15 protein-coding genes are annotated in these 14866 nt (G+C 64.7%); 6 read left to right on the forward strand and 9 right to left on the reverse strand.

Features of this window, described 5'->3' with window-relative positions; all coding sequences use genetic code 11:
• The first annotated feature begins 43 nt into the window (after positions 1 to 43).
• Both QX070_RS00080 and QX070_RS00085 read left to right on the forward strand, forming a co-directional pair.
• Positions 44 to 733, forward strand: a complete 690-nt coding sequence (locus QX070_RS00080; protein ID WP_315733706.1) for a response regulator transcription factor — start codon at positions 44 to 46, stop codon at positions 731 to 733.
• 210 nt (positions 734 to 943) lie between these two features.
• A complete protein-coding gene (locus tag QX070_RS00085; RefSeq protein WP_315733708.1) occupies positions 944 to 1678 on the forward strand; it encodes a response regulator transcription factor in 735 nt (244 codons plus the stop codon).
• Here QX070_RS00085 and QX070_RS00090 read toward each other — a convergent pair.
• Together QX070_RS00090 and QX070_RS00095 are read right to left on the reverse strand one after the other, a co-directional pair.
• A complete protein-coding gene (locus QX070_RS00090; RefSeq protein ID WP_315733710.1) occupies positions 1632 to 2984 on the reverse strand; it encodes an ATP-binding protein in 1353 nt (450 codons plus the stop codon). The genes QX070_RS00085 and QX070_RS00090 overlap by 47 nt on opposite strands.
• On the reverse strand, positions 2981 to 4153 hold the full coding sequence (locus QX070_RS00095) for an FIST N-terminal domain-containing protein (protein WP_315733712.1): 1173 nt from the start codon (positions 4151 to 4153) through the stop codon (positions 2981 to 2983). Before QX070_RS00095 ends, QX070_RS00090 begins: the two co-directional genes overlap by 4 nt.
• Before the next feature lie 213 nt (positions 4154 to 4366).
• On the opposite strand from QX070_RS00095, the gene QX070_RS00100 reads away from it, so the two are divergent.
• Positions 4367 to 4738 (forward strand): c-type cytochrome, encoded by a 372-nt coding sequence (locus tag QX070_RS00100; protein WP_315733714.1) that lies wholly within the window; start codon positions 4367 to 4369, stop codon positions 4736 to 4738.
• Between the two features lie 845 nt (positions 4739 to 5583).
• Here QX070_RS00100 and QX070_RS00105 read toward each other — a convergent pair.
• The 5 genes from QX070_RS00105 to QX070_RS00125 all read right to left on the reverse strand — a co-directional run bounded on the left by QX070_RS00105 (position 5584) and on the right by QX070_RS00125 (position 8639).
• Positions 5584 to 5904, reverse strand: coding sequence for a hypothetical protein (locus tag QX070_RS00105; protein ID WP_315733716.1), 321 nt, complete (start codon positions 5902 to 5904; stop codon positions 5584 to 5586).
• A gap of 215 nt (positions 5905 to 6119) precedes the next feature.
• Positions 6120 to 6314 carry a hypothetical protein gene (locus tag QX070_RS00110; protein ID WP_315733718.1) on the reverse strand — a complete coding sequence of 65 codons (195 nt, stop codon included), beginning with the start codon at positions 6312 to 6314 and terminating at the stop codon, positions 6120 to 6122.
• A 43-nt stretch (positions 6315 to 6357) separates the two neighbouring features.
• The gene (locus tag QX070_RS00115; RefSeq protein WP_315733720.1) at positions 6358 to 6591 is read right to left on the reverse strand and encodes a type II toxin-antitoxin system HicB family antitoxin; all 234 of its coding nucleotides are present in this window, start codon (positions 6589 to 6591) and stop codon (positions 6358 to 6360) included.
• On the reverse strand, positions 6588 to 7202 hold the full coding sequence (locus QX070_RS00120; protein ID WP_315733722.1) for a hypothetical protein: 615 nt from the start codon (positions 7200 to 7202) through the stop codon (positions 6588 to 6590). Before QX070_RS00120 ends, QX070_RS00115 begins: the two co-directional genes overlap by 4 nt.
• Before the next feature lie 507 nt (positions 7203 to 7709).
• On the reverse strand, positions 7710 to 8639 hold the full coding sequence (locus tag QX070_RS00125) for a hydrogen peroxide-inducible genes activator (protein WP_315733724.1): 930 nt from the start codon (positions 8637 to 8639) through the stop codon (positions 7710 to 7712).
• Between the two features lie 227 nt (positions 8640 to 8866).
• Here QX070_RS00125 and katG point away from each other — a divergent pair, with 227 nt between their 5' ends.
• Entirely contained in the window at positions 8867 to 11047 is a 2181-nt protein-coding gene (katG, locus tag QX070_RS00130) for a catalase/peroxidase HPI (RefSeq protein WP_315733726.1), read from the forward strand.
• Positions 11048 to 11143: 96 nt separating this feature from the next.
• Here katG and QX070_RS00135 read toward each other — a convergent pair whose 3' ends face one another.
• Positions 11144 to 11959 (reverse strand): lytic transglycosylase domain-containing protein, encoded by an 816-nt coding sequence (locus QX070_RS00135; RefSeq protein WP_409998861.1) that lies wholly within the window; start codon positions 11957 to 11959, stop codon positions 11144 to 11146.
• Between the two features lie 338 nt (positions 11960 to 12297).
• On the opposite strand from QX070_RS00135, the gene QX070_RS00140 reads away from it, so the two are divergent.
• Both QX070_RS00140 and QX070_RS00145 read left to right on the forward strand, forming a co-directional pair.
• Positions 12298 to 13467 (forward strand): patatin-like phospholipase family protein, encoded by a 1170-nt coding sequence (locus QX070_RS00140; protein ID WP_315733728.1) that lies wholly within the window; start codon positions 12298 to 12300, stop codon positions 13465 to 13467.
• 108 nt (positions 13468 to 13575) lie between these two features.
• Complete coding sequence (locus QX070_RS00145) at positions 13576 to 14157, forward strand: PepSY domain-containing protein (protein WP_315733730.1); 582 nt, start codon at positions 13576 to 13578, stop codon at positions 14155 to 14157.
• A gap of 9 nt (positions 14158 to 14166) precedes the next feature.
• On the opposite strand, the gene QX070_RS00150 is transcribed toward QX070_RS00145, so the two are convergent.
• Positions 14167 to 14859, reverse strand: a complete 693-nt coding sequence (locus QX070_RS00150) for a TetR/AcrR family transcriptional regulator (RefSeq protein WP_315735638.1) — start codon at positions 14857 to 14859, stop codon at positions 14167 to 14169.
• Positions 14860 to 14866 lie beyond the last annotated feature (7 nt).

The raw sequence follows: 14866 nt of genomic DNA on the forward strand, positions 1-14866 counted from the left end.
ACCCGGCGCGTACAGGGGGCAAGTGAGGGGGGGGGGGGCGGACATGACGCGCTTTCTGATCATCGACGATCATCCGCTGTTTCGCGAAGCCCTCGGCAATGCGGTGCGTCTGGCGCATCCTGACGCCGAGATCTTCGAGGCGCTGTCGATTGCCGATGCGCTCAACACCCTCGCGCTAGAACCCGACATCGACCTGGCGCTGCTCGACCTGACGCTGCCCGATGCCGTGGGCTTCTCAGGATTCCTGCGGCTTCGTGCCACGCATCCCCGGCTTCCGGTCGCGATCGTCTCCAGTGATGAAGACCTCAACGTCGTGCGCGAGGCGCTTTCGCTCGGCGCCGCCGGCTATCTGCCGAAGTCGACCTCGAAGCGTGAGCTGACGTCCGCGATCGAGCGCGTGCTCAGCGGCTCGATCTCGGTCCCGAAGGACTTCGTGCCCGTGGCGGAGCGCCACGGCAACGGCTCCGCCCGCGCGCTGCAGGCGCGCCTCGAGGAGCTGACCCCACAACAGCTTCGCGTCCTCGACCTGATCAGGCGTGGCTATCAGAACCGGGAAATCGCGGGCGAGCTTCAGCTCGCGGAGTCGACCGTCAAGGCGCACATCACGGAGATCCTGAGAAAACTCCGCCTGTTCAGCCGCAACAAGGCCGTTATCGAGATCGGCAAGATCGCGCTGCCCGTTCCGGCCGACCGCCAGGGATCGCGCAACGTCTCGCGCAGAAAGCACCCGTAGCGCTATTGCTGCGCTGCAGGAGGTCGCGGCCGCCGCAGGCGTCGCACCGTTGATGGCGTCTTGGTCGTTGATTGAGGCCGACCGACGCGCTATCGCTGGTGCTCCGGCCCTGACGTTCTTTCGAAGACGCAGCGCGCGCACTGGTTTGAATGTCAGATCCGCGACAATGAACAAACCGGATCTCCGATCCGGCCGGGGGGTGACAGGCACGTGGCTCGATTGCTCATCGTCGAGGACCATCCGCTGTTTCGCGAGGCGCTGGAGAGCGCGATCCGCCCCGCTCTGGCTGATGCCGAGATGCGCGAGGCAACATCCATCGACATGGCCGTCGATCTTCTGTCATCGCCTCCGAGATTCGACCTGATCCTGCTCGACCTCTCAACACCCGGAACGACCGGGCTCTCCGGCGTGATCCGCATTCGCAAGACCGCGCCGCGCACACCGATCCTGGTGGTTTCCGCGCATCAGGACCCGCGCCTCGTCGCCCATGTTCTCGCGCTGGGTGTCTCCGGCTATATTTCGAAATCAACCTCGAAGCAGCAACTGGCCGACGCGATCAAGGCGGTGCTGCGCGGCGAAGTCCACGTTGAAGGTGGCTCCCTCTGCGCCGGCGTGCGCCGTGGCCGACTTCCCGCTCAAGATCTCCTGAAGCGTCTTCACGAGCTGACGCCGCAGCAGCTGCGCGTGCTCGACCTGATCCGCCGCGGACTGCAGAACAAGCAGATCGCCTTCGAACTCGGGATCTGCGAGACGACGGTGAAGGTCCACGTCTCTGAAATCCTGCGAAAGCTCCGCGTGATGAGCCGGACCAAGGCCATCATCGAGATGGAAAAGATCGACTTCGTGAACCTCATCAGCGGGCCACGCATGCCGGCGCGGGCGAGCGGCGTTGACGCGCTCATGACAGCAGGAACGACAACAGCGCGCGAAGCTCCGCAGGCCTGACCGGCTTGGTCAGGATCTCGAGCCCGTATTGGCTCGCTTCCCTGGCTGCATCTTCGGAATAGTCAGCGGTGACGATCATGGCCGCAACATCTCGGCTGAGGAATTGCCGGATGTCCCGGATGGCGGCAAGCCCGCTCTCGTCGCCATCCAGGTGAAGATCGGCGATGATCGCCTCGGGGGCCGCCCCGAGCGCACTCAGGCGCTGCAGCGCGTCCTTCGACGAGACCGTGGCCACGACGTCGCAGCCCCATTTTTCCAGCAGACCGACCATGGCATCGGCGGTGGCCAGGTCGTTTTCGATCAACAGGATCTTGGCGCCTTCGAGCCCGCCATAATCGTGCTCGACGTGCTCAGCAGGATGCGGATCCGGCGGTACGGCTGCCGGGTCCGCCCGGTCGAGCGCGAGCTTGAATGTGGATCCATGGCCAACCCGCGAAGCCAGCCTGACCTCATGGTCCAATGCATTGGCGAAGCGACGGACGATCGACAGGCCGAGCCCAAAGCCGGCCTGGTCCTCGGCGCTCGAATGACCGCGCTGGAATTCGAGGAAGATCGCTTCCTGCTGCGGCTTGGGAATGCCAGGGCCGGTATCGTAGACCTCGATGCGAACCCGGCCTGCCCCCGGTCCGCGCCGGCATCCCATGACGACGCCGCCTCGCCGCGTGTAGCGCAGAGCGTTCGCGAGGAGATTCTGCAAGATGCGCCGCAGCATCATAGCATCCGAGACCACCGCGACCGAGCAGGGACAAATGCGCAAGGACAACCCGCGTTTGGCCGCGATCGGGGCGAATTCGCGTTCGAGCGGCTCGAACAGGCTCGAGATCAGAACGGGCCTCACGTCGGGCCACAGGGCTCCGGCATCGAGCTTGGCAATCTCCAGCAGGGACCGCAGCAGATCTTCCAGCATGGCCAGCGAATGGTCGACCTGGCCGACCATGGCTGTGCCACGATCAGACGAGACTTCGTCCGCCAAGGTCGACAGCGTCAGCCGCGCCGCGTTGAGTGGCTGAAGCAGATCATGCGTGACGGAGATGAGAACCGAGGATTTCAGGGAGCTGGCCGCTTCGGCCTGCTGCTTGGCCCGAAACAGGTCCTTGTTGGCCGTTTCGATCGAACGCAGCGCATCGCGCAGCTGCTGCGTCCGCTCGCGCACCTGCTGATCGAGTGCGATCGCCGTTTCGAACAGTGAGAACGCATTGAACTGCTGGTCCATCGAGCGCTCGACCCGGGACATCAGTGCGGCATTGATCTTCCTGAGCTTGGCCGCCTCGCGCTGCAGGTCTTCCGGAGACCCGACGACAGTCATTGCTGCGCCCCTGGACGCTTGCCGATCGCGACGCCGGTCAACGTCTGATTGACGTGCATTGAACCGTACTGCTCACCATAGGTATGGAACCCGACGATCCGGTTATCGCGATAGAGCTCGGACATTTCCCGCGCGAACTGATGCTGCTCAGCGTCGAGACGACGGAGGATGCACTCGAAACCGATGAAGATCGAGACCTCGCCGATGTCGTCTCGAACCTCGGCCAGCATCTCGCGGGCGGCGGCCACGGAGTTGCGCGACCTTGCCGCCGTCAGCACCATTCCTTCGTCGATCGCGCAGAAGAACCGCAGCGAGCCGTCAGGGCTAACGCGCTGAATCGAGCGCGCGAAATAGGAGCCGCCGACGCGCACCAGCACCGGATGGGCTGCAAACAGGAATGGGTCGAGCTCGGAATCCGCGATGCCCACCGCGCGGCAATATTCCTCCGCCGCCGGCTCGGCATTGAGCTGCTTGACGATACGCTGTTCGAGATCGGCCTCCGTCACCACCATCTTGGTCGAGGTCGGCTCGAAATTGTCACATTTGAACAGCCGGAACGGCAATGACGTCCTGATCAGGATCAGCACCGCCATGTCCGTATGCGCTTTGCCGTCGTGAAAGACCCAGGTGCGCTCGAAGCGCAGACCATCGCCGGCCGACCCGCCGACCAAGGGGATATTGTCGAGCGACGCATAGATCGCCGACATGATCGCCTCTTCGCGCTGGCACATGCCGTCGATCAGGACGAGCCCGAACACGCCGTCATCGTCGCGACCGCCGTGCCGCGACAGATCCTGCCTCAACTGGACGCCAAGGCGGCGGCCCTCGTCGACGCGGAAGCCCGACAGCCCGAAGATGGGCTGTGCGAATACCGTGAAATCATCGGCGGCAAAGCCGAGAGCGACGACGCTGTTGTCGTCCCAGCCATCGGGCGACAGCTCTCCAGCCGTCGTACAACCATACACGGGGATGTCTGCGAGACGGGTCGTCACTTCCGCCATGAACGCGTTTGGGTCGTAGTGGGGCGACAGGAAGATCAGCACCATGGCCAAGCCGTCAGCCGGCACCTGGCCGCAGATGTCGGCCGCCGCGGCGGCCTCCGTCGCAGCCTTCGACTTCGCCGCAATCACGCCAGACGGACGCGCGGGCCGAGGATCGGCGTCTCCCACCGGGCACCTCCCAGAACGACACTTGGGTTTCGTGTTCGTGATCGTTCGTTTTTTTAGAAGATTAAGCCAATTGAGCAGCAACGGCAACTGCGCGGCTTGATCCAGAACAAGGACTTGGGCCGGGCTGTCGTCAGATCATCTGCACCGATCTGCTCACCGGCCTGGCCGCGGGGCTGGCCCGCGCCCGCTCCGGATCAAAAGGGAAGGATTCGCATGCTCCGCCGCATCGCTCTTGTCGTTGTTCTCGCAGGTCTGGCGTCGAGCGCCCAGGCGCTGGATGGAGATCCCGTCGCTGGGAAGGGCATCTTCCAGCGCATCTGCCAGAATTGCCACTCTGCCGAGATAGGCATCAACAAGGTCGGCCCGAGCCTCTGGAACATCGTCGGACGGCAACCGGCGGCTGTACCGGACTACGCCTACTCCGAGGGCATGAAAAAAAACAACGCGCCTTGGACCACGACCGCGCTGGATGCCTATATCGCCGATCCGCGCGGGGACGTTCACGGCGTCAAGATGTATTTCAAGGGATTGGCGGACGCGAAGGAGCGGGCCGACGTCGTCGCCTATCTGTCGACGCTGAAATAGCGCAGCCGGGGAAGCCTACGCTACCGCAAGGCCTCCTTACGCGTTAACTGCACTCGTTACAGAATCTGTACTCTGCTCTCCACGTTGACCCGCAAAGGGCGGCTGTTGCGGGGCAACACTCTCGCGTTTTCCTGCTTCCCGCGTCAGAACGCGGTTCGCCAGACTGCGGCCACTGGTATGCGATCGATTCCTGTCCGCCGACTGCTTCCGGATTAATATCTCAGGCCGGCACAACGGCGTCGCCGCCGATGGCACGGTCATTGTCGGCACCGACATCAATCCATCCGGCAACACCGAGACGATCATGCGCTGCAAGTGGCGGAAGGTCGTTATCTGACGGGGGAGTTTGACTGACACTCCCTCAGTTAGACTGGGCGGGACTTCCCAATCGCGAAGCTCAGCCGCTTGTGTGCAGGATGGCTCTACGGCCCAGGCAAGCCTCCAGCCGGTCTTTTCTTGAGGACTCAGGGTTTGCCAGCTCTCGGAAAATGCATTGTGTACCAATGATGGCTTCCGGACAACACGAGGTGGCCCCCTGATTGCCAAGTGATCTTAAGGTTCTCTAGGGAATCGAACCCCTGTTTCAGCCTAGAGAGGATGTTGCCCCCGACGGGCCGCACCAGAAACGATCCGAACAAACCGCAACGAACTCAATCGAAATCGAACGAGAACGCAGCAAAATCGACGAATCCGATCGATACCTTGCCGCTCATCCCGCGCGGCGCACTGCGCCCAGGTCGTGCATCGATCATGTCCCTCTGAATGAGGAGAGCGCGCGAGGAAGGCCGGACCTCGGCTGAGGCCCGGATCGCGATCTGCGATGGCGCAGGGGAACGCAGGGACACTCAACAATGAGCCGGGCCAGCTTTGTCCTTCAGGATCTCGCGGGCCGCGATCGCGATACGCCGGCACAGAGCCAACGCGGTCTCCCTGTCCTTCACATGGAAGATCTCGTCGCTGATCAGGCGGTCGGCGAGCCAGGCGCGGAAGGCCTGCTCGCTGTCCGCCGTGAACGTGCCGTCCTCATAGACGAATCCACTGAGGGGCCCCTCGATCACGTAATCCGTCTCATCGGCATGTTGCGAGGACCGCGCGCATTGCGCCCAGACGCGGCCTTCCTCGTCGACGACGGCCAACACGCCGTCATCGCGCTGTTCGACTTTCATTCCTACCTCCGCAGCGCGTGAACAAAGGCGAGCCTTCTCCACGCCATTGCGAGCGCAGCGACGCAATCCAGAGTCTTTCCGTAGAGGCAGTCTGGATTGCTTCGTCGCTGACACTCCTCGCAATGACGGAGGAGAGGTGGTGCGCTCTCTGTCCGCCCCGAGCCTGCCGCCTGCCCCCGGTCCGCGTGCCGCACGATACGGCCGCCGCCGGATCGCTAGCCCTGCCGCGGACAGTTGATCTCCTTGTAGACGGCGTCGGCGAACGCCTTGATGCCGGTGTTGATGCGCAAGGGCGAGGTCAGCGTCTGATAGGTGACGATGCCGCGCGTGATCGACAGCACCTTGTAGCTCTCGGCGATCTTCGTCTTGTAGCACTTGCCGACCTGGATGGCGTCCTCTGTCAATGGCATGCTGTCTCCCGTCGCATTGGCGTCCCGGACCTCACATCAAGAATCACGCCAGCGGCACGGTAGCTCGCGCCGCGGCCGGGACCGGCGGCCCGCGATCGACGGCCTTGAGCGCGTCGAGACATGCCAACAGCGCCTGCTGACCGTCGGCAACCGCCTCCTCAGCGTGGGCGCCGATGCCGATGACCCCGGGAATGTCAGGGAAGGTGACGAGAAAGCCGCCGCCATCCTCGGCGCCGAGCGCCGTGACCTCATAGGCATAGACGCGGGAATCGCTCATCGCGCCGCCTCGTCCATTCCGTCGATCATCGCCACGAAGGCCCGGACATGCGGCGGCCTGATCCTCGCCTTCAGCGGGATCGTCACGCAATTCGGGACCGCGGGATGCAGGAACACCTCGTGGGTGCCGGTGATCTTGCGAAACTTGATCGCGTATTGCGAGGCGATGATCTCGAAATCGACCGGCTTCCAGTCGCCGCCCGGACTAGCCCGCAGCGCATCGATGCGGCGCGACTGCGTCCGGCCCTGTCGGCTTTCCGACGCGTCGCCGGGCGTCGCTACGCCGTTGTCCCTCGCGGCGTCGTCCGTTGTGGCGCCGCGCCCCTCGGGAAGCACCAGTTGCAGGAAAGCCGCGATGAAGTCACCGACCGTGTCGCTGCGATGCGCCAGGCGCCAGTTCTGCGACAGCACGAGGCTGGCGCCGCTCGCTGCATTGTGGCGCGCAACGAGTTCGTCCATCATGGTCAGGACCCTGACGACGCTTAGATTGTAGGGCTCCTGGGTGAACTTCCGCGCGAGGTCGACGCGCTCCCGCCTGAGGCTCGCGTTCTCGATGAGCCAATCGATAATCGTGGCAGCCCAGAGCTCCCGGGCATTGCGCGACTCAGACATGGACCGTTCTCCAGGCACGCGGTCTCGACCAGCAAGCCGCGCGAGCGGCGAACCGACCGACCGAGATCACAATCCGACGGCATCGCCACACCGCATGCGCGTCGGACGTTCAACCGCTCGCGGAGATCGATACAAGACTTATGCCATGGGAAAGCAGGACATCAGGGGCCATCACGACGGCGCGTTCCGACCCAGCGGGGCGCAGGGGAGGTCTCGTCAGCCGGCTAGCCGTCACGCCAGATCGCCAGCGCGATCTGGCGCGCAGACGACCCTCGTGTCAGAGGATCAATCGGCCGATCTCACCACCACGGGCCGGCCAATGACCACCCAACGTCATAGCGGTGCCGCCAATATGGACGGGCCTCGTATGGACGACCGTAGTACGGCCCGTAGCCGACGCCGACATAGCCGTAGAGAGCTGCTGCCGCCCGTTCTCCTTCTCCGGCAGGAGACGGACAAATCTCCGCATCGCGGGACGTTCCGGGAGGAAACGCACGACGGCTGGGATCACCCTCGCCGCTTGCGGCCCTGCCCGGCCGAGGCCTGCTTGCGCAGACCCTGGGCCGCGCTGCCGACGATCTCGGAAATCTGCATCAGTTGCTTGGCGAGCGGGCTGGTCTTGCGCCAGACCATGCCGACCGTGCGCTGCGGCTGCGGATCGGCGAAGCGCGCCAGCGACACCGACGCCGAGCGCGTCTCGACGCCGACCGCCATCTCCGGAATCAACGTCACGCCCATGCCGGCGCCCACCATCTGCACCAGGGTCGACAGCGAGGAGGCATCGAGCATCTCGCGCGGCGCCTGCATGTTGCAGAACGACAGCGCCTGGTCGCGAAAGCAGTGCCCCTCCTCCAGCAACAGCAGCCGCATCTCGCGCAGCATCTCGCCACTCGGCACCGCCGCGCCTTCATATTCCGGCGGCCGCACCAGCAGGAAGTTCTCCGCGAACAGCGCGACCTCAGTCAGCGACGGCTCCGAGACCGGCAGCGCGACGATGGCGGCATCGAGGCGGCCCTCGACCAGCTCCTCGATCAAGGTCGGCGTCTTGGACTCGCGGACGTGGATGTCGATCTCGGGATGTTTGCGCGTCAGGCTCCCGATCACCTTGGGCAGCAGATAAGGCGCAATCGTCGGGATCATGCCGAGCCGGAGCCGGCCGGTGAGCTTGTCGCGCGAGGCGCGGGCGAAGTCGCCGAGCTCATCGACCGAGCGCAGGATCTCGCGCACGCGCTCGGCGAGCTGCTCGCCGAACCGGGTCAGCACGACCTGGCGGGCGTTGCGCTCCAGCAGCACGCCGCCGAGCGCCTCCTCCATCTCCTTGATCTGCATCGACAGCGCCGGCTGCGAGATCGCGCAGGCCTCGGCGGCGCGGCCGAAATGCCCCAGACGCGCCAGCGCGTCGAAATAGCGAAGCTGCCGCATCGTCAAATGTATCATCAGATTATCTTATCGATCAGCGCCGCGAAGTCAATTTTCCTGACCGCAATCTTGAGATGCGGAGGTAACGCACCGCGTCCATATGCGTTTGGACAGCGTCACACCACATCATCAGATAATCTTATCGTTATGATCATCAATCTCAATTTCCCCTGATCGAAGTAGCCGCGTAGGGTCCCGGCTCCCACCCCAGGGGGGAACCATGACGATCACGTCAGGAGGCAAACATGGATGACGTCAGCAAGTGCCCGTTCTCGGGCGGCTTGAAGGGATTTTCGAACAAGGATTGGTGGCCGAACCAGCTCAATCTGTCGGTCCTGCATCAGCACTCGAACCTCTCCGATCCGCTCGGCGAGGCGTTCGATTACTCCAAGGAATTCAAGAGCCTCGATCTCGACGCGCTGGTCAAGGATCTGCACGCGCTGATGACGGATTCGCAGGAATGGTGGCCGGCCGATTTCGGCCATTACGGTCCGCTGTTCATCCGCATGGCCTGGCACGCCGCCGGCACCTATCGCATCGGCGATGGCCGTGGCGGCGCCGGCACTGGTCAGCAGCGTTTTGCGCCGCTGAACAGCTGGCCGGACAACGCCAACCTCGACAAGGCCCGCCGCCTGCTGTGGCCGATCAAGCAGAAGTACGGCCAGAAGATCTCCTGGGCCGACCTGTTCGTGCTGACCGGCAACGTCGCGCTGGAATCGATGGGCTTCAAGACCTTCGGCTTCGGCGGTGGTCGCGCCGATACCTGGGAGCCCGAGCAGGACATCTATTGGGGCCCCGAGGGCAAGTGGCTTGCCGACGAGCGCTACAGCGGCGACCGCGAGCTCGCAGGCTCGCTCGCTGCCGTGCAGATGGGCCTCATCTACGTCAACCCGGAAGGCCCGAACGGCAATCCCGATCCGCTGGCTGCCGCGCACGACATCCGCGAGACCTTCGCCCGCATGGCGATGAACGACGAAGAGACGGTGGCGCTGATCGCCGGCGGTCACACCTTCGGCAAGACCCACGGCGCGGGTGATGCGTCGCTGGTCGGGGCCGAGCCGGAAGGCGCCGACATCGCGCAGCAGGGTCTCGGCTGGGCCAGCAAGTACGGCTCCGGCAAGGGCGGCGATACCATCACCTCCGGCCTCGAAGTGATCTGGACGACGACGCCAACCAAGTGGAGCAACAACTTCTTCTGGAATCTGTTTGGCTATGAATGGGAGCTGACCAAGAGCCCGGCCGGCGCGCACCAGTGGAAGCCGAAGCATGGCGCCGGCGCCAACACCGTGCCGGATGCGCATGACAAGTCCAAGCGCCACGCGCCGTCGATGCTGACCACCGACCTCGCGCTGCGGTTCGATCCGGCCTACGAGAAGATCTCGCGCCGGTTCATGGAGAACCCGGATCAGTTCGCCGATGCCTTCGCCCGCGCCTGGTTCAAGCTGACCCATCGCGACATGGGTCCGAAGGTGCGCTACCTCGGCCCGCTGGTGCCGAAGGAAGATCTGATCTGGCAGGATCCGGTGCCGCCGGTCGACCATCCGCTCGTGGACGACAACGACATCGCGTCGCTCAAGGCGAAGATCCTCGCCTCTGGCCTGTCGGTGTCGCAACTGGTGTCGACGGCCTGGGCCTCGGCCTCGACCTTCCGCGGCTCGGACAAGCGCGGCGGCGCCAATGGCGCGCGCATTCGTCTCGCTCCGCAGAAGGACTGGGCGGTCAACAACCCGGCTGAGCTCGCCAAGGTGCTCTCGACCCTCGAGGGCATCCAGAAGGAGTTCAACGCATCGGCCACCGGCGGCAAGAAGGTGTCGCTCGCCGACCTGATCGTGCTGGCCGGCAATGCCGGCGTCGAAGCGGCGGCCAAGAAGGCCGGCGTCGAGGTGACCGTGCCGTTCGTGCCCGGCCGCACCGATGCCTCGCAGGAGCAGACCGAAGTCGAGTCGTTCGCGGTGCTCGAGCCGAAATATGACGGCTTCCGCAACTATCTCAGCGGCCAGCAGTGGCTGTCGGGCGAGGAGCTGCTGGTCGACAAGGCGCAACTGCTCACTTTGACCGCGCCGGAGATGACCGTGCTGGTCGGCGGCCTGCGCGTGCTCGGCGCCAACGCCAACGGCTCCAAGCATGGCGTGTTCACGGCGCAGACCGAGACACTCACGAACGACTTCTTCGCCAACCTGCTCGACATGGGCGTGGTGTGGCGGCCGGTCGATCAGGGCGAGCACACCTTCGAGGGCCGCGACCGTAAGTCCGGCGCGATCAAGTGGACGGCCACCCGCGCCGACCTGATCTTCGGCTCGCACTCGCAGTTGCGGGCGCTGGCCGAGGTCTATGCGAGCTCGGATGCCAAGCAGAAGTTCGTCAAGGACTTCGTCGCCGCCTGGACCAAGGTGATGAACCTGGATCGGTTCGAGCTGAAGGCCTAAGTCGAGAAGCTGACTGACCGAGAATAATGCGAGGCGGCGCTTCAGTGATGAAGCGCCGCTTCTTTCATTTCGACATGCTTGCCAGTCGCAAGCCTGTCAGCGCGCCGCGGCCGAGCCGCCGCCATCGATCTGGCGGCCCATCAGCGCGATCGCCTTCTGATAGACGCCGGCGGCGTTCCAGGCCTCGATGGCGGCGAAGTTCGGCTCGCCCGGCTGATAGCCGGCGCCTGCCTTCCAGCCGTTGGCGCGCAGGAAGTTCGCGGTCGAGGCCAGCGCGTTGGCGGCGACGTCGAGATTGCCGACTCCGTAAGCGAGGATGTTCTTCGGCATGAATTGCGTCTGCCCGACCTCGCCATGCATCGAGCCGCGGGTGTTGCCCGAGAGCACGCCGCGGTCGATCAGCTTGAGCGCGGCATAGAGCTGGTCGGTGAAGAACTCCGGACGGCGGCAATCATAGGCGAGCGTCGCGATCGACGACAGCATGTGCTGATTGCCGCGCTGGCTGCCGAACGCGCTTTCCATGCCCCAGATCGCGATCAGGGGTCCGGGCGGCACGCCGTAGCGCTGCTCGATCGAGGCGAACATCGCCGCCTGCGACTGCTTGAGCTGGCGGCCGCGCGCGACGATCGCCGCAGCCCCGCGCTTGGCGAGGAACTGATCGAGCGAGAGCTGGAAGCTGCGCTGGCCGCGATCGGCGGCGACCGTCGCCGAGGCGTAGTTGGTCTGCATCAACGCGGCGATCGCGGTGCCGCCGACGCCCTTCGCCCTCGCCTCCTCGCTGAATTCGCGCTTCCACGCCTCGAACCCCGCCGGCGACGAGCCGCACTGCGCCGCCTGCGCAACGCCGCCGCAGGCTGCGAGCAGCGTCGCGGCGGTGAACGTGAAGGTGATCATGGCCCGCCGGTTGATCATTCAGACTCCTCTGGTCGCGTCCGCCGATGCGGCCTGCATCGTGACCCTGTCGGAACATCGGACGCCGCTGCGCGGCAATATCGGCCGCCCCTGGTTGAAACGGCGACAACCTATCGGAAATGGAAGAAAATCATAGCCGGCGGCGCGTGAGCCGCAGATGAACGCGCCGAGCGCCGCCTGCGATCGAGCAGCAGGACGATCGGCCCAGGCTGCCGTGCAGGTTCCAAGATCCAGCTCCCGCAATCGTGATCCGCGGATACGCGTCGATCGCCTTCGGGCTTGATCAAATCGCAATAACAATACTATACGGTTTCGTTTATTGAACGGATAGGTGGGACGTGCGATCGCGTTGGATCCGAGCGGCAGGGAGTCTGGCCGCGTTCTGCAGCCTGGCTCTCCTGCTCGGCGGCTGTGCCGCCGTTCAGCGCGCGGCCTATTCGGCCGACGATGCCAAACGCGCCACGATCGACGGCTTTCGCGCGATCCGGATGTGGGCCGATGCGCCGGCCGCGAGCTTCGACAACGCCGCGTTCAAGCCGCAGCCGCAACCGGGCAAGCCCTTCGCCTATCTTGCGCTGTCCGGCGGCGGCGGCGACGGCGCATTCGGCGCCGGCGTTCTCAACGGCTGGAGCGAAAGCGGCGCTCGTCCCGAATTCACGATCGTCTCGGGCGTCAGCACCGGCGCGCTGATCGCTCCGTTCGCCTTCCTCGGGCCAGCCTACGATGCGACGCTGAAGGAGATGTATACGAGCGGGCTCGCCAGCTCGTTCGCGGCCTCCCCCAACGCGCTCAACGCCGTGTTCGGCTCATCCCTGTTCGATGGGCAGCCGCTCCGCGACGCGATCAGCCACTACACGACGCCGGACCTGCTCGCGGCGATCGCCAGAGAACACGCCAAGGGCCGGAGACTGTTCGTCGTGACCACCGACCTGGACGCGGGGCGCCCGGTGTTGTGGAACATGGGTGAGATCGCCTCGGCGCGGACGCCGCGCGCGCTCGACCTGTTCCGGCAGGTCCTGACCGCGTCCGCCAGCGTTCCCGTGGCGTTTCCGCCGTCGCTGATCGCGGCCTCCTCCGACGGCAAGCCGATCGAGGAGATGCATGTCGACGGCGGTGTCTCGACCCAGGTGTTCACCTTTCCGGACCGTCTGCTGATGCAGCCCGAATCATCGCGGCGCATGACCTCAGCGAGGCCCGCCATCTACATCATCATGAACGGTCGGACGTCCACCGATTTCCAGCCGGTCGAAAACAGCGCCAAGGCGATCGCGATCCGCTCGCTGGCCATGAAGAGCAAACGCGAGATCCGGAGCTACCTCTCGGCCACCTATCAGTTCGCCCAGCACAATGGCCTGGCCTTCAACATGACGGCGATCGACCCGTCCGTCCCCGAGGGCCAAGGCGTCGGCTTCGACACCGACTACATGCGCTCGCTCTACACCCTCGGCTATGACGGCGCGCGCTCGGGTCGCTTCTGGACCCAGACGCCGCCGGCGCCGTTACCTTGACAACCGCGCCGCCGACAATTATAAAACGATACAGTTTCGTTTTATCGCAACCGTTTCCCAAGGGAATGCTCTACAAGCACCGACCGAGATCGGAGACAGCAGGCCGTCATGAAACGAATCATTCTGTTGACCTTGATCCTGCTGTCATGGACTCCCGTGGCGCATGCCGTCGCCGGAACCGGCATGCAGACGGAGGGGGATCCGCAAGCCTCCACCGATCCGGCGCTGAGCCAGGAGACGATTGATCGCGAGCTCGACAAGTTCAGGCGGACGGAGGTGTCACTGCACCAGGCGCTGCGAATCGCCGAAAGGATTCATCCTGGCTCCAAGACCGCGGACATCAGCTTCGAGGGTGGGCTCGACGCCCCCGTCTACAAGGTTCGAACCCTGCAGCGCGGACGGATCTGGGAATCCGACATCGACGGCACCACGGCAAAGGTGCGCAACAGCGTGCTGTTCTCGACCGTGGACGGACTGAGCGAAAGCGACCGTAACAGCCTGGCCGCCCTCACCACGGTCCGGCTCAAGATGTCGGATGCGATTCGGATCGCCGAGCGCTCGGCGGCCGGCCGGGCGATCAGTGGCGGCCTGATGAACAAGGACGGCAAGCTCGCCTTCATCGTGGTCGTCGTCAGCGGCAACGATCTCAAGCAGGTGACGCTCGAACCGTCATTGCTGCGGCGGCGCTGATCGCGCTGCTCAGGCCTTCGGCTGCAGCGCCAGGAAAATCTTGACCCGGTCACGGACGAAGCCGGGCAGCTCCCTGCGGATCGTCCGTTCGCTCTCGCCCATCAGCGAGCGCATGATCACCGGCATGACGATCAGGTCGATGAAGATCTCGGCGGAGGCCGCCGACGCCTTCGACGGCGTCCGGCGGGCGGTCATGGCCGAGACGCCGATCGTCTCGGCGAGCAGCGCCGCCACGGCATGGGTGGCGCGCTTACGCGAGACGTCATGAAACTGACAACTGAGATCGGGAAACCGGTAGGCCTCCCCGATCGTGACCCGTAACAATCCGAGCGATTCCTTCAGCGCGCGATCGACGATGGCGATGGCAAGTCCAACCAGCTTTTCCTGTGCAGTGCCGGCGACCGGCGTGTAGGCCCCGAGATTCATCACGTCGTTGATGGAGCGCTCGACGACGGCGGCAAACAAGGCGGCCTTGCCGGTGTATCGGGCATAAATCGTCGGCTTGCTGGCGGGAGCGCGTTCGGCGATCTCGTCGATGCTCGCGCCGTCAAAGCCGCGCTCGAGAAACACCGCGCGCGCAGCGTCCAGAATACGTTCCTCGATGTTTCCAGCCAGCGCCTTCGGCGGCCGTCCCACCCGCCCGCGAAACGCTTCCGTGCGTGCAACGTCCGTACGTTTCAATTTGGCCTGCGTGCGGGCCATACTCAAC

This window comes from Bradyrhizobium sp. SZCCHNR1093, from assembly GCF_032381175.1.
GTDB lineage: Bacteria > Pseudomonadota > Alphaproteobacteria > Rhizobiales > Xanthobacteraceae > Bradyrhizobium.